General features: G+C 65.8%; 19 protein-coding genes. 2 read left to right on the forward strand and 17 right to left on the reverse strand.

The annotated features are described in order from the left end of the window. Positions 1-2: 2 nt before the first annotated feature. The 6 genes from pyrH to dnaE form a co-directional block, all read right to left on the reverse strand. Complete coding sequence (gene pyrH, locus AB4Y68_RS01985; RefSeq protein ID WP_441453592.1) at positions 3-740, reverse strand: UMP kinase; 738 nt, start codon at positions 738-740, stop codon at positions 3-5. 138 nt (positions 741-878) lie between these two features. Beyond that, entirely contained in the window at positions 879-1,820 is a 942-nt protein-coding gene (gene tsf / locus AB4Y68_RS01990) for a translation elongation factor Ts (RefSeq protein ID WP_441453594.1), read from the reverse strand. Between the two features lie 101 nt (positions 1,821-1,921). Then, on the reverse strand, positions 1,922-2,770 hold the full coding sequence (rpsB, locus tag AB4Y68_RS01995; RefSeq protein WP_441453595.1) for a 30S ribosomal protein S2: 849 nt from the start codon (positions 2,768-2,770) through the stop codon (positions 1,922-1,924). A 164-nt stretch (positions 2,771-2,934) separates the two neighbouring features. Continuing rightward, the gene (locus AB4Y68_RS02000; RefSeq protein WP_441453597.1) at positions 2,935-3,285 is read right to left on the reverse strand and encodes a GFA family protein; all 351 of its coding nucleotides are present in this window, start codon (positions 3,283-3,285) and stop codon (positions 2,935-2,937) included. A 14-nt stretch (positions 3,286-3,299) separates the two neighbouring features. Next, positions 3,300-3,695 carry a DUF3224 domain-containing protein gene (locus tag AB4Y68_RS02005; RefSeq protein WP_441453599.1) on the reverse strand — a complete coding sequence of 132 codons (396 nt, stop codon included), beginning with the start codon at positions 3,693-3,695 and terminating at the stop codon, positions 3,300-3,302. A gap of 17 nt (positions 3,696-3,712) precedes the next feature. Continuing rightward, positions 3,713-7,168, reverse strand: a complete 3,456-nt coding sequence (gene dnaE / locus AB4Y68_RS02010; RefSeq protein ID WP_441453600.1) for a DNA polymerase III subunit alpha — start codon at positions 7,166-7,168, stop codon at positions 3,713-3,715. Positions 7,169-7,488: 320 nt separating this feature from the next. On the opposite strand from dnaE, the gene msrA reads away from it, so the two are divergent. Beyond that, the gene (msrA, locus tag AB4Y68_RS02015; RefSeq protein WP_441453602.1) at positions 7,489-8,133 is read left to right on the forward strand and encodes a peptide-methionine (S)-S-oxide reductase MsrA; all 645 of its coding nucleotides are present in this window, start codon (positions 7,489-7,491) and stop codon (positions 8,131-8,133) included. On the opposite strand, the gene AB4Y68_RS02020 is transcribed toward msrA, so the two are convergent. From AB4Y68_RS02020 to AB4Y68_RS02035, 4 genes are read right to left on the reverse strand one after another with little or no spacing between them, the layout of a single operon-like run. Further along, positions 8,134-8,829 (reverse strand): ABC transporter ATP-binding protein, encoded by a 696-nt coding sequence (locus AB4Y68_RS02020; protein ID WP_441453604.1) that lies wholly within the window; start codon positions 8,827-8,829, stop codon positions 8,134-8,136. Between the two features lie 4 nt (positions 8,830-8,833). Then, positions 8,834-10,144 (reverse strand): lipoprotein-releasing ABC transporter permease subunit, encoded by a 1,311-nt coding sequence (locus AB4Y68_RS02025; RefSeq protein WP_441453606.1) that lies wholly within the window; start codon positions 10,142-10,144, stop codon positions 8,834-8,836. Next, positions 10,141-11,457, reverse strand: coding sequence for a proline--tRNA ligase (proS, locus tag AB4Y68_RS02030; protein WP_441453608.1), 1,317 nt, complete (start codon positions 11,455-11,457; stop codon positions 10,141-10,143). The genes AB4Y68_RS02025 and proS overlap by 4 nt, the downstream gene beginning before the upstream one ends. 58 nt (positions 11,458-11,515) lie before the next feature. Then, positions 11,516-11,782, reverse strand: a complete 267-nt coding sequence (locus AB4Y68_RS02035) for a DUF1467 family protein (RefSeq protein WP_441453609.1) — start codon at positions 11,780-11,782, stop codon at positions 11,516-11,518. A gap of 90 nt (positions 11,783-11,872) precedes the next feature. Here AB4Y68_RS02035 and AB4Y68_RS02040 point away from each other — a divergent pair, with 90 nt between their 5' ends. Then, the gene (locus AB4Y68_RS02040; protein WP_441453611.1) at positions 11,873-12,232 is read left to right on the forward strand and encodes a 5-carboxymethyl-2-hydroxymuconate Delta-isomerase; all 360 of its coding nucleotides are present in this window, start codon (positions 11,873-11,875) and stop codon (positions 12,230-12,232) included. A 51-nt stretch (positions 12,233-12,283) separates the two neighbouring features. Here AB4Y68_RS02040 and AB4Y68_RS02045 read toward each other — a convergent pair whose 3' ends face one another. From AB4Y68_RS02045 to nuoL, 7 genes are read right to left on the reverse strand one after another with little or no spacing between them, the layout of a single operon-like run. After that, positions 12,284-12,622: a DUF3088 family protein gene (locus tag AB4Y68_RS02045; RefSeq protein ID WP_441453613.1), complete on the reverse strand. Its 339-nt coding sequence runs from the start codon at positions 12,620-12,622 to the stop codon at positions 12,284-12,286. Continuing rightward, entirely contained in the window at positions 12,622-14,295 is a 1,674-nt protein-coding gene (locus AB4Y68_RS02050; RefSeq protein WP_441453615.1) for a ribonuclease J, read from the reverse strand. Before AB4Y68_RS02050 ends, AB4Y68_RS02045 begins: the two co-directional genes overlap by 1 nt. Positions 14,296-14,301: 6 nt before the next feature. Then, positions 14,302-15,075, reverse strand: coding sequence for a type III pantothenate kinase (locus AB4Y68_RS02055; RefSeq protein ID WP_441453811.1), 774 nt, complete (start codon positions 15,073-15,075; stop codon positions 14,302-14,304). Next, entirely contained in the window at positions 15,072-15,818 is a 747-nt protein-coding gene (locus AB4Y68_RS02060; protein WP_441453617.1) for a biotin--[acetyl-CoA-carboxylase] ligase, read from the reverse strand. Before AB4Y68_RS02060 ends, AB4Y68_RS02055 begins: the two co-directional genes overlap by 4 nt. Positions 15,819-15,824: 6 nt before the next feature. Then, positions 15,825-17,267 carry an NADH-quinone oxidoreductase subunit NuoN gene (nuoN, locus tag AB4Y68_RS02065; RefSeq protein ID WP_441453618.1) on the reverse strand — a complete coding sequence of 481 codons (1,443 nt, stop codon included), beginning with the start codon at positions 17,265-17,267 and terminating at the stop codon, positions 15,825-15,827. Positions 17,268-17,274: 7 nt separating this feature from the next. Beyond that, complete coding sequence (locus AB4Y68_RS02070) at positions 17,275-18,762, reverse strand: NADH-quinone oxidoreductase subunit M (RefSeq protein WP_441453620.1); 1,488 nt, start codon at positions 18,760-18,762, stop codon at positions 17,275-17,277. Between the two features lie 5 nt (positions 18,763-18,767). Beyond that, positions 18,768-20,834, reverse strand: coding sequence for an NADH-quinone oxidoreductase subunit L (gene nuoL / locus AB4Y68_RS02075; RefSeq protein WP_441453813.1), 2,067 nt, complete (start codon positions 20,832-20,834; stop codon positions 18,768-18,770). Positions 20,835-20,839: the final 5 nt, after the last annotated feature.

Below are 20,839 nucleotides of genomic sequence, written 5' to 3' on the forward strand. Positions count from 1 at the left end.
GCTCAGGCGGCCTTGTTGGCGATGACGGTGAAAGTGCCCTCGCCGCTCAGGGTCTTGCGCAGCGAACCTTCCTCGCGGATCGAGAAGACCACGATCGGAATGTCGCTGTCGCGCATCAGGGCGATAGCCGAGGCGTCCATGACGCGCAGGTCCTTGGCCAGAACCTCCTGATAGGTCAGCGTCTCATAGCGGGTCGCGGTCGGGTCCTTCTTGGGGTCGGCGGTATAGACGCCATCCACGCTGGTACCCTTCAGCAGAGCGTCGCAGCCCATTTCAGCGGCGCGCAGGGCGGCGCCCGAATCGGTCGTGAAGAAGGGGGCGCCCACGCCGGCGGCGAAGATCACCACCCGACCCTTTTCCAGATGCCGCATGGCGCGGCGGCGGATGTAGGGCTCGGCGATGGCGGCCATGGGAATGGCGCTCTGGACCCGCGTATCGACGCCGATCTTCTCGAGCGCGCCCTGCATGGCCAGGGCGTTCATGATAGTGGCCAGCATGCCCATGTAGTCGGCGTTGGCGCGGTCCATGCCCGCAGCGGCCTTGGACAGCCCGCGGAAGATGTTGCCGCCGCCGATGACCAGGCAGATCTCGACGCCTTCGCGCGCCACCTGAGCCACGGCAGCGGCCACGACATCTACCGTCTTCATGTCGATGCCATAGGACTGATCGCCCATCAGAACCTCGCCCGAGACCTTGAGCAGGACGCGCTTATATCGAAACTCGGAAGGGGCGTCGGGCATGGTCTGGGTCCGTGGATACAGGGGTTACGCATCCGCGCGAGGTGAATCGGCGGCTCATCATAGACGAAGGGCGCGTCAGCCTTCAAAGCCGAACGCGCCCTTTTGAAAATTCTTCCCTTTCAGGAAGAAACTTCGATCTTAGTTGCCGCCGGTCATCGAGGCGACTTCAGCCGCGAAATCGGGGCTCTCGACCTTCTCGACGCCTTCACCCAGAGCCAGGCGGACGAAGCCGGCCAGCTTGAGGTTCGAGGAGCCCAGTTCCTTGGCCGAGTTGACGACCAGTTGTTCGATGGTCACGTCCGGGTCCATGACGAACGGCTGCTTGGTCAGCACCACGTCCTTCTGGAACTTGTTGATCTGGCCTTCCACGATCTTGGCGATCATGTTTTCCGGACGCCCCTCTTCCTTGGCCTTTTCGGTCAGAACGGTGCGTTCCTTCTCGATGGCGGCCGGGTCCAGGTCGTCGGTGTTCAGCGACAGCGGCGCCGTGGCTGCGACGTGCATGGCGATCTTGCGGCCCAGTTCGCGCAGAGCGGTCTTGTCGCCCTCGCCTTCCAGGGCGACCAGCACGCCGATGCGGCCGAGGCCCGGCGACACGGCGTTGTGGACGTAGGACGACACGACGCCCTGCGACACGGCCAGACGGGCGGCGCGGCGCAGTTGCATGTTCTCGCCGATAGTGGCGATCAGTTGGGTCACTTCGTCCTGAACGGTGCGGCCGCTTTCCAGCGTGGCGCCGTGGATGGCTTCAACGCCTTCGTGGTGCAGAGCCAGAGCAGCGAACTGCTTGGCGGCCGTCTGGAACAGGTCGTTGCGGGCGACGAAGTCGGTTTCCGCGTTGAATTCGATGGCGGCGGCGACTTCGCCCTCGCCGTCTTCACGCGTGGCGACGGCGACAACGCCTTCAGCGGCTACGCGGTCGGCCTTCTTGGCGGCCTTGGACAGGCCCTTGGCGCGCAGCCAGTCGATAGCTGCGTCGATGTCGCCGTTGGTTTCCACCAGCGCCTTCTTGCAGTCCATCATGCCGACGCCCGAACGCTCGCGAAGTTCCTTCACGAGGGCGGCAGTGATCTCGGCCATGTTCAGTCTCCTGGAAATTCAAATGAGCGGCCGGGCTTGGATAGCCCGGCCGCATGTCAGTTTGGCGTAGGTCCGATCACCGACCGGGCCCCCGGGGCGTCTTAGCCCTCGACCTTTTCTTCAGTCGTCGCGAGCAGTTCTTCAGCCACGGCTTCCGTGCCGGCCGGAGCAACTTCGGCTTCAACCGGAGCAGCAGCAGCTTCGCGCAGCATCGGCTCGACCGGAGCTTCCGAGGCGCCCAGGTCGATGCCCGAGGCGGAAGCGCCGGCGGCCAGGCCGTCCAGGACGGCGTCGGCGATCAGGTCGCAGTAGGTCTGGATGGCGCGGGCGGCGTCGTCGTTGCCCGGGACCGGATAGGTGATGCCGTCCGGATCCGAGTTGGTGTCCAGGATGGCGATGATCGGGATGTTCAGCTTGCGAGCTTCCTGGATCGCGATCGCTTCCTTGTTGGTGTCGATCACGAACATGATGTCCGGGATCGAACCCATGTCCTTGATGCCGCCCAGGGACAGTTCCAGCTTGTCCTTCTCGCGCTGCAGCGTCAGCAGCTCTTTCTTGACGCGGCCTTCGCCGCCGGTCGCCAGAACGGTTTCCAGCTCGCGCAGGCGGGCGATCGAGCCCGAGACGGTGCGCCAGTTGGTCAGCGTGCCGCCGAGCCAGCGGTTGTTCATGTAGTACTGGGCGCAGCGCGTGGCGGCTTGCGCAACCGGGTCAGCAGCCTGACGCTTGGTGCCGACGAACAGCACGCGGCCGCCCTTTGCGGCGACGTCGCGCACAGCCACCAGAGCCTGGTGGAACAGCGGCATCGTCTGCGACAGGTCGATGATGTGGATGTTCGAGCGCGAGCCGAAGATGTAGCGGTCCATCTTCGGGTTCCAGCGGTGCGTCTGGTGACCGAAGTGAGCGCCGGCTTCCAGCAGCGTACGCATCGAGAATTCTGGCAGTGCCATGATCGTGGTATCCTTTTTCCGATCAAACCTAGCGCGGGCGAGTAAAAGGACCTGCGGTCCCTCGGAACGGAGCAGGCCGGGATGTCTCCCCGGACCGCGCCACGCCCACGTGCGAAGTGCGCGCGCTCTCTAGGCGGATTGATCGGAAAAGGCAAGCGGATCAGTCAGAAGCTGCGACCGTCCACGCGTTTCGCCGTCCATGCCCACGGCTCGATGTCGGTCAGCGTCCGCACATTGATCGCCGCGACCTCCGACCCATCCGGCGCCACGCCGTAGCCGAAGGGCTGGACCCCGCAAGTCTTGCAGAAGCGGTGATCGATATTGTGCCGATTGAAGAAGTAGGAGGTCGTGGCCTCCTCGCCCGCCGTCAGCCGAAAGGCCGCGCGCGGCGCGAAGGCCAGGACGAACCCCTTACGATAGCAGTGCGAACAATTGCACTCGACCAGGCCCTCCAGCCCGACCTCCACTTGATAAGCCACAGCGCCGCAGTGGCAGGAACCCTTGTGCACGGCCATGTCGATTTTCTCACTCAGGATGTGGGCAGACTGTATTCCAGATCATAGCGATGAACGCCGTCCGCGAGCGTCAGGTGAAAGACCCCGGCGATCCCGGTCAAGTCGCCCGCGCCAGACCCCGGAACGATGGTGATCAGCAGTTCCTGCGCGCCCCGATCCATCAGACCGCGATGCACCAGGGTGAATGCGCCCTCGCGGCCGTCAATGACGCCCCGAACCCGATCCAGAGCGACATAGGCCCCCGACCGCTCGGGGCCCATGACCGCCAGCATCTCGCCAGCGGCGGTTCCGACCAGATCACCGTGAAAGGTCTTGGCCAGCAACATCCGGCCCGGCGCGTCCGGCGCCGCGCCTGTCGCCGGCTGGACCGGCGTGATGACGACGTCGAAGGTTCCGTGGGCATGCTTCATGGCTAGTCCCTCACTCATCAGGCGTCCTCCAACATCACCACGCCCGGCGCTGACTTCAACGCCCCGCGCAGGGCTGCGTCCAGGCGGTAGCGGCCCGGCAGCTTGATCTCGACCTCGATGCGCCCGCCCAGCGTCGCCTGGATCCAGACCTCGCCGCCCTTGCCTTGCGCCCGCGCCCGATCCAGCCGCGCCTTCAGCGCCTCGGCGTCGGCCGACTGCGCCGACAGCACGACCCGCAGCCCGATCTGGGTGTCGTCCAGCAGGGTCTCCATTCGGCTGGCGTCGTCGCCGAAGAAGCGCACCTCGCCATCCGCTGACTTGGCCCGCACCTTGACCAGGACCGAGGTTCCGACCTCGAGGATATCGCGACAGCGCCGCAGTTGTTCCGGCGGGAACAGACATTCGAACTCGCCCGTCGGGTCCGAGAAGGTGACGAAGGCGAATTTCTCGCCGCTCTTGGCGCTAGCCCGCTCCTGGCGGCGACGGACCACGCCGGCCATCAGGAAGGCTTCGTGTCCCGCCTCGGCCAAGCCTTGCGCCTCGGCCACGAAGGTCACGCGCTTGCGCTTCAGCGCCGGGGTCAGGTCCTCCAGCGGGTGTCCCGACAGGTAGAAGCCGACCGCCGAAAGCTCCTGATCCAGCTTGTCCGGCCCCGCCCAGGGTTCGACGCTGCGCAGACGCGGCCGCGCGGCGCCCGCCTGATCCGCGCCGAACAGACTGACCTGCGACGAGGCGCGCTCGGCGGCCACGCTCTGGCAATAGGCGATCAGGGTGTCCGCCTGCTCAAACAACTGGCGGCGATTGGGATTGAGGCTGTCGAAAGCGCCCGACTTGGCTAGGCCTTCCAGCGCCCGCTTGTTGACCGCCTTGGGATCGACCCGCTCTAGGAAGTCGAAGATGTCGGCGAAGGGCCCGCCCGTCTCGCGCACCTCGACGACATGCTTCATCGCCTCCAGGCCCACGTTGCGGATGGCGCCCAAGGCATAGAGGACGCTGCCCTGCCCGTCCTTCCACGAGACGTCGAAGTCGGCCGACGAGCGGTTGATGTCCGGGGCCAGGACCGGAACCTCGAACCGGCGGCAGTCCTGATAGAAGACCGCCAGCTTGTCGGTGTTCGACAGGTCGAGGCTCATCGACGCCGCGAAGAACTCGACGGGGTGATTGGCCTTCAGCCAGCCGGTCTGGAACGAGATCAGCGCATAGGCGGCGGCGTGCGACTTGTTGAAGCCGTAGCCCGCGAACTTGGCCACCAGGTCGAAGATGGAGCCGGACTGCGCCTCGGGCACGCCCTTCTCGGAGGCCCCCTTCACGAAGCGGAGGCGCTGGAAGTCCATCTCCTCCTTCTTCTTCTTGCCCATGGCCCGGCGCAGAAGGTCGGCTTCACCCAGGCTGTAGCCCGCCAGGATCTGGGCGATCTTCATCACCTGTTCCTGGTAGATGATGACGCCGTAGGTCTCGGTCAGGACCTCGGTCAGCGAGGGATGCAGATAGTCCACCTCGGCCCGGCCGAACTTCCGGTCGATATAGGTGTCGATCATCTCCATCGGTCCCGGCCGATAGAGGGAGATCAGGGCGGTGATTTCCTCGATGGAGCCACAGCGCATCTTGCGCAGGGTGTCGCGCATGCCCTGGGATTCCAGCTGGAACACCCCGACCGTCTGGCCCGAGGCCATCAGCTCATAGGTCCGCGCGTCGTCCAGCGGCAGCAGGTTCCAGTCCTGGGCCGCGCCGCGTCGTTCCAGATACTCCCGCGCCCGATCCAGCACGGTCAGCGTCTTCAGGCCCAGGAAGTCGAACTTCACCAGACCCGCCGGCTCGACCCACTTCATGTTGAACTGGCTGGCCGGGATGGTCGAGCGCGGGTCCTGATACAGGGGCACCAGCTCGGTCAGCGGCCGGTCGCCGATGACGATGCCGGCGGCGTGGGTCGAGGCGTTGCGGTACAGCCCCTCCAGCTCCAACGCCGTCTCCAGCAGAGTCTTGACCGAGGCCTCAGCGTCACGCGCCTCGCGCAGGCGCGGCTCCAGGTCGATGGCCTGAGCCAAGGTCACCGGGTTGGCCGGGTTGTTCGGCACCATCTTGCAGAGCCGGTCCACCTGGCCCAGCGGCATCTGCAACACCCGGCCGACGTCGCGCAGCACAGCCCGAGCCTGCAGCGTGCCGAAGGTGATGATCTGGGCCACCCGGTCCTTGCCGTAGTGGTCCTGCACATAGTCGATCACCTCCTCCCGCCGCTCCTGGCAGAAGTCGATGTCGAAGTCGGGCATGGAGACCCGTTCGGGGTTCAGGAACCGCTCGAACAGCAGGCCGAACCGCAAGGGGTCCAGGTCGGTGATGGTCAGCGACCAGGCCACAAGCGAACCGGCGCCGGAACCCCGCCCCGGCCCGACGGGAATCCCGTGCAGCTTGGCCCATTTGATGAAGTCGGCCACGATCAGGAAGTAGCCCGGGAAGCCCATCTGCTGGATGATCCCGACCTCCCACTCCAGGCGGGTCCAGTATTCCTCCTCGGGCGCTGCGGGCGTGACCTGTTGCAGGCGGACCTTCAGGCCCTCGCGCGCCTGGTGCGCCAGTTCGTCGGGCTCGGAGCGACCGGCGCCGGTATCGAAGCGCGGCAGGATCGGCGCGCGTGTCGGGACCAGGAAGGCGCAGCGGCGGGCGATGTCGATGGTGTTGTCGCAGGCTTCGGGCAGGTCCGAGAACAGCTCGCGCATGGCGGCGGCGGTCTTGAACCAGTGCTGCGCGGTGATCCGCCGACGCTCTTCCTGGCCGATAAAGGCGCCGTCGGAGATGCACAGCAGGGCGTCGTGCGACTTCGCCTGCGCCGCCTTGGCGTAATAGACGTCGTTGGTGGCGACCAGGGGAACGTCGTGGGCGTAGGCCCAGTCGACCAGCCCCCGCTCGGCAATCGGCTCCTGCGGCAGGCCGTGGCGTTGCAGTTCGACATAGAAGCGATCGCCGAAGACGCTCTGCATTTCCTCCAGCGCAGCCTGGGCCTCGGCCGGCTTGTTCTGAACGAACAGAGGATCGACCGGCCCGTCGGGTCCGCCCGACAGCAGGATCAGCCCCTCGGACTTATCCACAACCAGTCCCCAGGGCACGCCCGGCTCGGCCATCTCGCCCGCGTCAAGATAGGCGGCGGACGACAGGGCGCACAGGTTCAGCCAGCCCTGCTCGTTCTGGACCAGCAGCACCACGGTCGGCGTCTTGGCCCAGCGGTCGGAAATCTGACCGCCGATGCCCAGTACCGGCAGGGCGCAGGCCACGATGGGCTGGACGCCCGCGTCCTTGGCGGTCTGGCTGAACTCCAGCGCCCCGAACAGGTTGGCGCGGTCGGCCACGGCGACGGCTGGCATGCCGGCGTCAGCCGCCATCTTGCCGATCTTGCTGGCCTTGATCGCACCTTCCAGCAGGGAATAGGCGCTGCGGACCCGCAGATGGACAAAGCCCTGAGTGTTCGCCGTTTCCGCCAATATCTACTCCGCTGGTCCCGGACGCCGGAACCTCATGTCCAGCCGCCGCGCGGCCGGACGTCAATCATGCAGAGAGTCGTCGCGGCGATCACGTCACCAGGAAAGACGCCTGCCAGATCATCCAGACGAAGCCGCTGCACGACGCAAGCGACAGCATATCTCTCACCCAACGCGACATCGGCTTATCCCCAGTTAGCGTGTTCCTGAAATGTTCCTATTCCCGTTTTGTTCTCATTGCAAGCACCCCCGGTGGAACTGCGCGACCGCCGGCATCCGGAATCGCCCGCCGCGCGTTCAAGGTCGTGAACTGGTCGAGAGCCATGACCCTGCGCATCCTGCCCCTGATTGTGATGGCTCTGACGGCGGCCTGTTCGCCCGGCGACGCGCCCGCAAGCGCCGCCCCGCTGGAACCGCCCCCGCCCGGCTATCAGACGGCCATCTTCGCCGGTGGCTGCTTCTGGACCGAGGAAAAGGCGTTCGACGGCCTGCCTGGGGTGCGCTCGGCGGTGTCGGGCTTTGTCGGCGGCACGCGGTCGAACCCGACCTATGATCAGGTGGTGCGCGGCGGAACCGGCTATCGCGAGGCGGTGCTGGTGACGTTCGATCCCGCCGTCGTCAGCTATCGCACCCTGGTCGACCGCTATTGGCGGACCATCGACCCGACCGATCCGACGGGCCAAGTCTGCGACCAGGGACCGTCCTACGTCTCGGCGGTCTATGCCACCGAAGCGCAAACGGCGACGGCCCAGGCGTCCCGCACGGCGGCCCAGACCGCGCTGGGTGCCAAGGCCACGGGCGACAGGCCCTTCGTCACGCCGATCAATCCCGTCATGCGCTTCTGGCCTGCTGGACCCGAACATCAGGATTTCGCCCGTCTGCACCCGGCCCAGTACGAAGCCTATCGCATCGGGTGCCGACGCAGCGTCAGACTGCACGCCCTGTGGGGCGACGCCGCCGTCGGCTGATCAGTAGGCCTGGCTCTCGGCCGCGCGCTCTTCCAGATGGCCGTCCTTCAGGGCGAAGACGCGGTCCATGTGGCCGGCCAACTCCATGTTGTGGGTGGCGATCAGGGCGGCGACGCCAGTGGTCTTGGCCAGTTCGCGCAGGGCCTCGAACACCGCGTGGCTGTTGGCGGGGTCGAGGTTGCCGGTCGGCTCGTCGGCCAACAGCAGCCGTGGGCGGTTGGCCAGCGCCCGGCCGATGGCGACCCGCTGCTGCTCGCCGCCCGACAGTTGCGCCGGCTGGTGCAGGAAACGCTCGCCCAGCCCCAGGGCTGTCAGGATGTCCTCGGCCCGGCGACGCGCCTCGGCCTCGGAATGACCGGCAATCCGCATCGGCAGGGCGACGTTATCCCGTGCATCAAATTCCGGCAGCAGGTGGTGAAATTGATAGACGAAACCGATCCGAGACAGGCGCAGACGGGTGCGCGCGCGCTCGTCCAAACCGCCGACGTCCTCGCCGTCGATCATGACCTGACCGCTGGTCGGGCGCTCCAGCAGACCGGCGGCGTGCAGCAACGACGACTTGCCCGAGCCTGACGGTCCGATCAGGCCGACGACCTCGCCCGGCATGACGTCCAGATCGACGCCCTTCAGCACCGTCAGCCCGCCCTGAGCGGTCGGATAGGTGCGGGTCACGCCGCGCAGCGACAGGGTCGTCAAGGGACTATTCAAAGCGAAGCGCCTCCACCGGGTCGATGCGCGACGCGTTCCACGACGGCGGCAAACTGGCGAGGCAACTCATCAGGAAGGAGAAGAGCGCCACCCAGGTGACGTCCCACGGATCGACCAGGGCCGGAATGGCATCCAGCATATAGACGTCGGCGTTGAACAGCTGGACCCCGGTGATGCCTTCGATGAAGTGCTGGATCGCGCCGATGTTCAGGCAGAACAGCAGACCCAGCACCAGACCGGCGATGGTCCCGCCGATGCCGATCGCGGCGCCCGACATGAAGAAGATGCGCAGAATCGACGACGGGCTGGCCCCCACGGTGCGCAGGATGGCGATGTCGCGGGTCTTGTTCTTCACCAGCATGACGATGCCGCTGATGATGTTCATGGCGGCGATGGCGACGACCAGGCCCAGAATAATGCTCATGGCCACGCGCTCGACCTTCAGCGCGCCCCAGAAGGCGGCCAGACGGTTGCGCCAGTCGCTGACGATGCTGCCGGGTCCGGCGGCCTGCTGCACCGGCGTCAGCAGGGTCTCGACCATGTCCGGTTCGGCGACCTTCATCTCGATCACGTCCCAGACGCCTTCCTTGCCGAAGAAGAGCTGGGCCTGCTCCAGCGGCATGAAGACGAAGGCACGGTCGAAGTCGGCGGTCCCGGAGCTGAAGATCCCGCCGATGGTGTAGGTCTTTTCCAGACCGCCCAGATTGCCGAAGGCGCTGTCGGCGCCAGTTGGCGAATAGATCGAGATGGGATCCCCAACCCGAAGCCCCATCTGGTCGGCCAGCGCCTTGCCGATCAGGATATTGTCGCCGCCGTACTCGCCGCGACCGAAGGCGGCCCGCATCTCGGGCGTCAGGCTCTCATAAACGTACTTGGTCGAGGCCAGATCCTGCGGCCGCACGCCGCGGACCATGCCGCCGGTCATCTGGCCGCCCGCGCGGAACATGGCGGGCGATTCCGTCAAAGGCGACACCGAGACCACGCCCGGAACGTCGCTGATCCGCTTCAGCGCCGCGTCGCGGTCAGGCGAGGTCAGCACCGGCCCTTGCACGTACATATGCCCGTTGAACGACAACATCCGCCCCAGCAGTTCGCTACGGAAACCGGCCATGATGCTCATCACGCTGATCAGCACCGCCACGGCCAGCATGATGCCGACGAAGCTGATGACGGCGATCAGGGCGACCCCGCCCTCCTTGCGCTTGGCGCGCAGGTAGCGGAACGCCAGTCCGATCTCCCAGGCGGAGAAGGGACCGGCCGGTTTCACGGCAGGCGGCGCGGAAGCCGTCGCGGCGTCGGTCATTTCGTCAGCAGCTCCAGGGCGGCGTCCAGCGGCAGGGTTTGCTTCTCGCCCGTGGCGCGGCGCTTCAGTTCGACCACGCCGTCGGCCAGACCCTTGGGACCGATGGTCAGTTGCCACGGCACGCCGATCAGGTCGGCGGTGGCGAACTTGCCGCCCGGACGCTCGTCGGTGTCGTCGTAGAGGACGTCCTTGCCCAGGGCTTCCAGCTTGGCCACGGCCTCTTCACAGGCGGCCGAGACGGCTTCGTCGTTGGCGCGCAGGTTGATCACCACCACGTCGAACGGCGCGACCGAGTCCGGCCAGATGATGCCGCCGGCGTCGTGGCTGGCCTCGATGATGGCGCCCAGCAGGCGCGACACGCCCACGCCGTAGCTGCCCATGTGGACCTCGGTGTCCTGACCGTCCGGCCCGGCGACCTTGGCCTTCATCGGCACCGAGTATTTGGTGCCGAAGTAGAAGATGTGGCCGACCTCGATGCCGCGCGCCGACAGGCGGTCGCCCTCGGCGGTCTGGGCCTCGAACTGGGCCGCGTCGTGCATTTCCTCGGTCGCGGCGTAGAGGGCCGTGCGCTCGTTGAAGACGCCTTCCAGTTGCTCGACGCTGAGATTGTGGCCCGGCGCGTCCATCTCGACCAGCTTGCGGTCGCAGAAGACCTCGCTCTCACCGGTTTCGGCCAGGACGATGAACTCGTGGCTCAGGTCGCCGCCGATCGGGCCGGTGTCGGCGCGCATCGGCACGGCCTTCAGGCCCAGACGCGAGAAGGTGTTCAGATAGGCGGCGAACATGCGCTTGTAGGCGATGCGGGCCGAGGCCTCGTCCAGATCGAACGAATAGGCGTCCTTCATCAGGAATTCGCGGCCGCGCATGACGCCGAAGCGCGGACGACGCTCGTCGCGGAACTTCCACTGGATGTGGAAGAGGTTCAGCGGCAGAGCCTTGTAGCTCTTCACATAGGCCCGGAAGATATCCGTGACCATTTCCTCGTTGGTCGGTCCGTATAGCAGCTCGCGCTCATGCCGGTCGGTGATGCGCAGCATCTCCGGGCCGTAGGCGTCATAGCGGCCGCTCTCGCGCCACAGGTCAGCCAGTTGCAGCGTCGGCATCAGCAGTTCGACCGCCCCTGCCCGCTCCTGCTCCTGACGCACGACGCCTTCGATCTTGCGTAGCACGCGCAGGCCCAGCGGCAGCCAGGCATAAATGCCGGCGGCCTCCTGCTTGATCATGCCGGCGCGCAGCATCAGCTGGTGCGACACGATCTGGGCGTCGGAAGGGGCTTCTTTGAGGGTCGGCAGGAAAAAGCGCGACAGGCGCATGTGGATTCTCGGCAAAATCAGTCAGGCCCGAGATTTAACCGGGCGAATGGGGCGAAAGCTAGAGCGCAGGCGCGCGCGAGAAGTCCGGCAGCGGCATCCAGCCGGACCAGATGATCGCGACGATCACCACCCAGACGATGGCGGACACCCAGGTGGTGGTGATGAACTTTTTCTTCAGTTGCGGGTCCGCGGGGGCGCCCCACTGGCTGCCGTCGGTCGGCGGCGTCTCGACCTGCTTCGACGATCCCAGCGGCAGGATCATGAACAGCACGATCCACCACGCGGTCAGATACAGCGCCACCAGGGTAAAGGGGCCAAGAGGCATCGGGACATTCCATCCAACGGTTCGTGCGCCCTTCGCATTCCGCCCGCGTCGTCGGCAGGCTAAGGAAAGGCGCGAAACAAGGACGTCCTCATGCCACAGATCACCCTCGAACACTCCCCCCATTTCGACGGGACCGATTGGCGCGCCCTGGCGCTGGAGATCCACCGGCTGTGCGTCGACGTGGTCGGCGCCACCACCCAGGCCTGCAAGACGCGCATCGTGCGCTGCGACGACCTGATCATCGCCGACGGCGACCCGGCCCAGGCCATGGTCCATTGCGACCTGCGCATCCTGACCGGCCGCACCCAGGAGCAGAAGACGGCTCTGGGCGAAGCGGTGCAGGCGGCCCTGCTGGCGGGAGTGAAGCCCTATGCGGGCCCGGCCCAGATCTCCGTCGAGATCGGAAACCTGGACAGGGACAACTATCGCAAAATCACGCTGGGAGGTTGAGCCTCAGACCCCGGCTTTCCTCCCCATTTCATGGGGAGGAAAGAGGCAGCCTTACGGGTGCGGCCGACCGATGCCGTAGCGAGCCGCCCAGTAGGCCAGGATGTCGTCGTCCTGCAGGAACCGAGCGCCGGTCTCCGCGCTGACTTGGGCGTCGGGCCAGTCAAACTCGCCGTCCAGAACCAGCAGCGGACAGCTCTGGTTCGTCTCTCCCACCTCGGCCACCACGGCGGCGCGCGGACGAGGATGGTCCAGATGCGTGACCTGAACCTGCTCGCGCAGGCGTGGATAGAGCCCCAACACGCCCTCGATGCGAGCGCCGGGCGGGCAATACCAGGGCCCGCCCTGATCGTCGAACCAGTCGGCGTTCAGCAGATAAAGCCGGTCGGTCATTACAGCCGCAGGATCACGGTTTCGACGATGGGACGGCGGTCCCAGATCTGCTGGCTGGCCTTCTTCAGAACACGACTGACGGCCTGTTCGACCACCAGTTCGTCGTCCAGCGCCTCGCCCTTCAGCTTGCGAACCGCCTGCTCGGCGCGCTCGGCCAGATCGTCCAGAATGTCGCCGAGCGGACGGTCTTCATCGCCCGGCAGGCCGATGCCGCGCACATCGATGTCGCTGACGATCTTGCCGCGCTTGTCCATGGCGAAGCTGACGATCAGCACGCCGTTGGTCGCCGCGTGCTTACGCTCACGCAGGGCCTCGCCCGCCTCTTCGACCAGCATGCCGCCGTCAACGAACAGACGGCCCGAGGGCACTTCGTCGATGATGGCCGCGGGTCCAGGGGCCAAACGCACCATGTCGCCGTTGCGCGGCGTCACGGTTTCCGGGACCTGCATGTCCTTGGCCAGATTGGCGTGCTCCATCAGGTGACGGCGCATGCCGTGGGTAGGCACCGCGATTTGCGGACGGGCCCAGCTGTACATCTGACGCAGTTCGTCACGGCATGGGTGGCCGGAGACGTGGATGCCCGGATGGTCCTTCTCAGTGTAGAGGCGCACGCCCCGGTCGGCCATCTTGTCCTGAAGGCGACCGATCGACAGCTCGTTGCCCGGGATGACCCGCGAGGAGAAGATGCAGTGGTCGCCCTTGCCCAGCTTGATGAAGGGGTGCGTGCCCTCGGCGACGCGCGACAGGGCCGCGCGGACTTCGCCCTGGCTGCCAGTGCAGAGATACAGGATCTCGTCGGCGGGCCAGACGCGGGCTTCCTGTTCGCTCAGGAAGGGCTTCACGTCGCTCAGCATGCCGACCGACTTGGCGGCGGCGCTGATGCGGTGCATCGAACGCCCGGCCAGGGCCACGCGACGACCGGCGGCCTCAGCGGCGCGGATCACGCTGTCCATGCGCGCGACGTTGGAGGCGAAGCAGCCCACCGCGACGCGGCCCTTCAGGTCCGAGATCAGGGCGGCCATGGCCACCTTCACATCGCCCTCGGAACCGGCCACGCCGTCCACGAAGACGTTGGTGCTGTCACACACCATGGCGAGGATGCCCTCGTCGCCGAGACGCTTGATCGTCTCCACGTCGGTGCGCTCGCCCACGACCGGATCGTTGTCGATCTTCCAGTCGCCGGTGTGCAGGATCGTGCCCAGCGGGGTCTTGATGGCCAGGCCGTTCGGCTCGGCGATCGAATGGGTGATGGTCACGAAGGTCACGTCGAACGGACCCAGGTTCAGGTCGCCGCCCAGCGGCACTTCGTTCAGCTCGACCTGATCCAGGATATTGGCGTCGCGCAGCTTCTCGCGGATCAGATAGGCGGTGAAGGGCGTCGCATACAGCGGCGCTTGGATGCGCGGCCACAGCCAGCCCAGGGCGCCGATATGGTCTTCGTGAGCGTGCGTCAGCACGATGCCCAGGATGTTCTCTCCTTCCAGGAAGGAGGGATCAGGCACGATCACGTCCACGCCGGGCGTGGAAGGATCGCCGAAGGTCACGCCGACATCGACGATGATCCATTTGCGGTCATGCGCCGGGCCGAAGCCGTAGGCGTTGAGGTTCATGCCGATCTCGTTCGAGCCGCCCAGCGGCAGGAAAACGAGTTCGTTGGAGTCAGATTTTTTCATATGGCCCTAAAGGTGGGTATTCCGCCGCCAGATTTCGAGTAGGCCGCGGATAGTCAGGTCCGGATCGAACCGGTCGATTGATTGTGTTGCGCCCTCGAACAACGAGGCGACGCCGCCGGTGCCGATGACCGTCATGGGCTTGCCCCACTCGGCCTTCATGCGATCCACCAGGCCTTCGATCAGGGCGATATAGCCCCAGAAGACCCCGGACTGCATGTTGGACACCGTGTCCTTGCCGATCACGCGATCGGGCTTCTGAATGGCGATGCGCGGCAGCATAGCCGCCGCCTCGTGCAGCGCCTGCAGGCTCAGATTGATGCCGGGCGCGATGACGCCGCCCTCAAAGGCGCCGTCGGCCGCGATGACGTCAAAGGTCGTCGCCGTGCCGCTGTCGATGACGATCAGGTCGCCCGGATAGGCCAGGTGCGCGCCGATGGCGTTGACCAGGCGGTCGGACCCCGCCTCGCTCGGCTTCAGAATACGCACCGGAATACCCAGTTCGACATTGTCGCCAATGACCAGCGGCTCGACCTTCAGGTAGCGCCGCGACAGGTTACGCAAGTTGAAGATCGACTGCGGCACCACGCTGGAGATGATGCAGCCGTCCAACTGGACGATCTCCAGCCCGCGCATGGTCAGCAACTGGTGCAGCCAGACGGCGTATTCGTCGGCCGTACGATTGGCGTAGGTCGAGGTCCGCCACTGAGCGATCCAATCCGCCCCGTCGTGGATCGCAAACAGGGTGTTGGTGTTGCCTTGCTCAATCGCCAGCAGCATCAGGCGGCCCCTCCGAAAAAGACGTCGCCCGCCGAGATCACCCGCCGCGATCCGTCCGGGAGTTTCAGCCGCAGCGACCCGTCGGCCTCGACCCCGTCGGCCGTGCCGGTCAGGGTCTCATGCGTCAGCCGCGCCGTGCAGGCACCGTGCAGACCGGGCGTCCGCGCGATCCAGGCGTCGAGAATGGGCTGGAAGCCCAGCGTCGTCCATCGGTCCAACCAGACGCCGAATGTCTCGGCCAGCCCTTGCGCCGCCTCCTCGACGGTCGGCGCAGCGGTCACGTCGTGGCGCAGGTGTTCGGCGATGCAGGTGGCGGGCCGTTCGGTGTCGCCCGGCGTCTGGCTCAGGTTCACGCCGATGCCAACCGCCAGCCACAGACCGCCAGAAGGCGCCGGGCCGGACTCGATCAGCACGCCCGACGTCTTGCGCCCGTCCAGCAGCACGTCGTTGGGCCATTTGATCGTGACCAGGACCGACGGGACATAGCGGTCCAGCAGTTCCGCCACGGCCAGGGCCGCGACGAACGTCAGCTGCGCTGCCTCGGCCGGCGACTTGGGCGTCAACAACAGCAGGGTGGAGGCGAGATTGCCGCTCTCGCTCTCCCATCTGCGTCCACGACGGCCGCGACCGGCCGTCTGGCGCCGCGCCGTGATCCACAGCGGGCCGAACTCGCCTCCCTCGGCGCGGCGTCGCGCCTCGGCGTTGGTGGAGTCGGTTTCGTCGAGGATCAGGACCGGGGCGGCCAAAGCCCCTTACCCGGCCCCGACGCCCGCGGCGGCGGCGCGGGTCAGCGGCTCCAGCCAGGTCAGGGCGACGATCACCAGCGGGAAGCAGAAAGCGGCGGCCGCAAGGGCGATCGCCTGGGCCTCGGCCGGAGCCTTGTCCGTCGTCACGTCGAACTCCGGCGTATCGAACCACATCACCTTGATGATGCGCAGATAGTAGAAGCCGGCCACAACCGAGGCGACCAGACCGGCGGCGCCGGCCATCCAGTAGCCCGCGTCGGCGGCAGCGCCGAAGACGAAGAACTTGCCCCAGAAGCCCGACATCGGCGGAATGCCCACGGCCGACAGCGACAGGATGGTCAGGGCCACCGCCGTCAGCGGACGATCCTTCCTCAGGCCTGCCAGATCGGCGACCTTGCGGATCGGACGACCGTTGCGGCTCAGCGACAGCAGGACGGCGAAGAAGCCGAACTGGTCGATGGCGTACAAGCTCATGAACATCAGCGTGGCCTGGACGCCCGCATGGGTGCCCGCCGCCACGCCCAGCAGGGCGTAGCCGATGTTGATGATCGAGGAATAGGCCAGCAGGCGCTGGATGTCCTTTTGCATCAGACCGCCGAACGAACCGACGGCGAAGCTGATCAGCGAGATCAGGATGATGACCTGGGCCCACTGGGCGTGCGCAATGCCGAAGCCCTCGATCAGGACACGGATGATCAGCACCATGGCCGCGATCTTGGGCGCCGTGGCGAACAGGGCCACGACCGGGGTCGGGGCGCCTTCATAAACGTCCGGGGTCCACATGTGGAACGGCGCGGCCGAAACCTTGAACGCCAGACCGCAGATCAGGAAGACCAGACCGAAGATCAGGCCCGGACCGGGGTTGGCGGTGGCGAAGGCGGCGATGTCGACGAAGCGCATCGAACCGGCGAAGCCGTAGATCAGGCTGGCGCCGTACAGCAGCAGACCCGACGACAGGGCGCCCAGGACAAAATACTTCAGACCCGCTTCCGAGGCCTTCAGGTTGTCGCGGTGATAGGCGGCCAGCACGTACAGGGCCAGCGAGTGCATCTCGATGCCAATGTAGAGCGAGATCAGGTCGCCCGAGGACGCCATCATCGACATGCCGACCGAGGCCAGCACGATCAGGACGGGATACTCGAACTTGGCGATGCCGTTGCGATGGATCCAGCCGTCGCCCAGGACGATGGCGACCGCCGCCGACAGGAAGATGGCGACCTTGCCATAGACGGCCAGCGGATCGGCCACATAGGCGCCGTTGAAGGCCGTGCCCAGCGGGCCGACGGCGGCCAGCACCGCGGCGACAGCCAGCAGCAGAATCGACAGGCCCGAGATCAGGCGCGTCGACTTTTCGGCGGTAAAGGCGCCGAGCATGAGCAGCACCAACCCGCCGACCGCGAGGGTCACTTCGGGGGCTGCAAGGTGAAGGGCGGAGGACAGATCAGTCATTATGCTCTCACCCGCCAATGGCTGCGCGATAGGCGGTCGTCAGGGCCTCAACGGTCGGCCCGGTGTAGTCGAGGACGGCGTTGGGATAGAGACCCAGCCAGATGGTGCCCACGATCAGCGGCACGAAGATCAGCAGCTCGCGCTTGTCGATGTCCGTGATGGTCTTCAGCGCCGGGTTGGTGATCTCGCCGTACATGACGTTGCGGAACAGCGTCAGGGCATAGACCGCCGAGAAGATGACGCCCGAGGCGGCGATCAGGGCCGTCCAGGTCGAGACCTGATAGGCGCCCGTCATCGTCAACACTTCGCCGATGAAGCCCGAGGTTCCCGGCAGGCCGACGTTGGCCATGGTGAACATCAGGAAGATGGCGGCATACCAGGGCATGCGTGCCGTCAGGCCGCCGTAGAAGGCGATCTCACGCGTGTGCATCCGGTCATAGACCACGCCGACGCAGAGGAAGAGCGCGCCCGAGATCAGGCCGTGGCTCAGCATCTGGAAGACCGCACCCTGCACGCCCGTGTCGTTGCCGGCGAAGATGCCCATGGTCACGAAGCCCATGTGGGCGACCGACGAATAGGCGATCAGCTTCTTGATGTCGGTCTGACGGAAGGCGACCAGCGACGTATAGACCACGGCGATCACCGACAGGGTGAAGACCAGCGGCGTGAACATCTGCGACGCCACGGGGAACATCGGCAGGTTGAACAGGATGAAGCCGTAACCGCCCAGCTTCAGCAGGATGCCGGCCAGGATGACCGAACCCGCCGTGGGGGCTTGAACGTGGGCGTCGGGCAGCCAGGTGTGGACCGGCCACATCGGCATCTTCACCGCGAACGAGGCGAAGAAGGCCAGCCACAGGATCGGCTGAACGGCCGGGTCGAAGGCGTACTTCTTCAGCTCGGGGATGCTCGTGGTGCCTGTCTCATGGGCCATCCACAGCATGGCCAGAAGCATCAGCACCGACCCCAGCAGTGTGTAGAGGAAGAACTTGTACGAGGCGTAGATCCGGTTCGCCCCGCCCCAGATGCCGATGATCAGGAACATCGGCACCAGAGTGCCTTCGAAGAAGATGTAGAACAGGAACAGGTCCAGCGACGTGAAGACGCCGATGACCAGGGTCTCCAGCACCAGGAAGGCGATCATGTACTCGACGACGCGCGTCTCGATCGACTTCCAGCTGGCCACGATGCAGATCGGCATCAGGAAGGCGGTCAGCAGGACGAACAGGATCGAGATCCCGTCCACGCCCAAATGATAGCCGGCGCCGGCGAACCAGACGTAGTTCTCGACGAACTGATAGGCCGGGTTCGACGGATCGAACTGGGCCACCAGAACCACGGACACGGCTAGGACGGCCAGGGTCGTGCCCAGGGCGATCCAGCGCGCGGCCGGGGCCGCGGCGTCCTGGCCGCCCTTGTTCAGCAGGCTGGCCAGCAGCAGCAGGCCAGCGCCGACCAGCGGCAGGAAGGTGACGATGCTCAGAATGTGAGGCACGAGGCTCAGGCTCCCCACGTGAAGATGGCGAAGGCAAGGAACGCAGCCACGCCGATCAGCATCACGAATGCATAGAAATAGACGAAACCGGACTGGAAGCGCGACAGCCAGCCGCCCGATTTCAGCGAAGCCCAGGCCGCGCCGTTGGGGCCGAGACCGTCGATGATCTTCACGTCGCCGATCTTCCAGAAGAAGTCGCCGATGGCCTTGGCGCCCTTCACGAAGACGGCGTCATACAGCTCATCGAAGAACCACTTGTTGTAGAGGAAGGTCCACAGCGGGCCCTTGCGATCGGCCCACTGCTTGGCGACGCCTTCCTTGAGGACATAGATCCAGAAGGCGGCGAAGGTGCCGAGCAGGGTCACGACCAGCGGCGACCACTTCACCCAGGTCGGGACGTTGTGGCTCTCGTGGAGCACATGGTTGTTGCTGCCGACGAAGATGGCGCCGCGCCAGAACTCGGCCTCGTGGTGACCGATGAAGTGCGGGGCGAAGATCATGCCCGCGAACATGGCGCCGATCGACAGCACCAGCAGCGGCAGGACCATGGGTGCCGGACTCTCATGCGGCTGCAGCGGACCATGGTGGTGATCATCATGCGCGTCGTCGCCGTCCAGAGGCTCGGAGTGAGTCTCCAGCTGGGCGTGCGAGGCGTGGTCGTCGGCGGCGTGATGGCCGTCGTCTTTCCATTTGGCCGTGCCGTGGAAGGTCATGAAGACCAGGCGCCACGAATAATAGGCCGTCAGCAGAGCGGCAGAGATGCCGATGACGAAGGCGAACATGCCCGCGACCGAATGGCCGCTCGTCGCCGCCGCATAGGCGCTCTCGATGATGGAGTCCTTGGAATAGAAGCCGGCGAAGCCGCCGACGCCGGGCAGGCCCAGGCCGGTGATGGCGATGGTGCCGATCATCATGACCGCATAGGTCACGGGCAGCAGCTTCCACAGGCCGCCCATCTTCCGCATGTCCTGCTCGTGGTGCATGCCGTGGATCACCGAACCGGCGCCGAGGAACAGCAGAGCCTTGAAGAAGGCGTGCGTGAACAGGTGGAACATGGCTGGCTGATAGGCGCCGACGCCCGCCGCGAAGAACATGTAGCCCAGTTGCGAACAGGTCGAATAGGCGATGACCCGCTTGATGTCGTTCTGCATCATGCCGACGGTTGCGGCGAAGATGGCCGTGATTCCGCCGATGATGGCGATGAACAGCGACGCGATCGGCGCGTGCTCATACAGCGGCGACAGCAGGCAGACCATGAAAACGCCGGCGGTGACCATGGTCGCCGCGTGGATCAGCGCCGACACGGGCGTCGGGCCCTCCATCGCGTCCGGCAGCCAGGTGTGCAGGAAGAACTGCGCCGACTTGCCCATGGCGCCGATGAACAGCAGCACGCCGGCCAGATCCAGAGCCGACCAGTTGTGGCCCAGGAATTCCCAGCCCGCGCCGGTCTTGCCAGCGATCAGCGGGAACAGCTTGGCGAACTCGATCGTGCCGAACATCCAGAAGATGGTCATCATGCCGAGCAGGAAGCCGAAGTCGCCGACGCGGTTGACCACGAAGGCCTTGATGGCGGCGGCCGAGGCCGTGGACTTCTTGTACCAGAAGCCGATCAGCAGATAGGACGCCAGGCCCACGCCTTCCCAGCCGAAGAACATCTGCAGGAAGTCGGCGGCCGTCACCAGCGCCAGCATCATGAAGGTGAACAGCGACAGATAGGCGAAGAAGCGCGGCCGGCTGTCGTCCTGGGCCATATAGCCCCAGGAATAGAGGTGAACCAGCGACGAGACGCTGGTCACCACGATCAGCATGGTGGCCGACATGGCGTCGACGCGGATCGCCCAGTTCGACTGGAAGTCGCCGACGTGAATGAAGGGCGCGATCTTGACGGTGAAGGCTTCGAGGCCGCCCCAGGTCCAGGCGCTGAACACCGTCCAGGAGACGGCGCAGGCGAAGAACAGCAGGCCGGTCGTCACCGCTTGCGAGGCGACGTTGCCGATCCGGCGTCCGAAGAAGCCGGCGATCATCGCCCCCAGAAGAGGGGCGAAGACGCCGAGAACAACGAGAGTCTGGATAGTCA

The organism is Brevundimonas sp. 2YAF1 (genome assembly GCF_052114745.1).
Taxonomy (GTDB): Bacteria; Pseudomonadota; Alphaproteobacteria; order Caulobacterales; family Caulobacteraceae; genus Brevundimonas.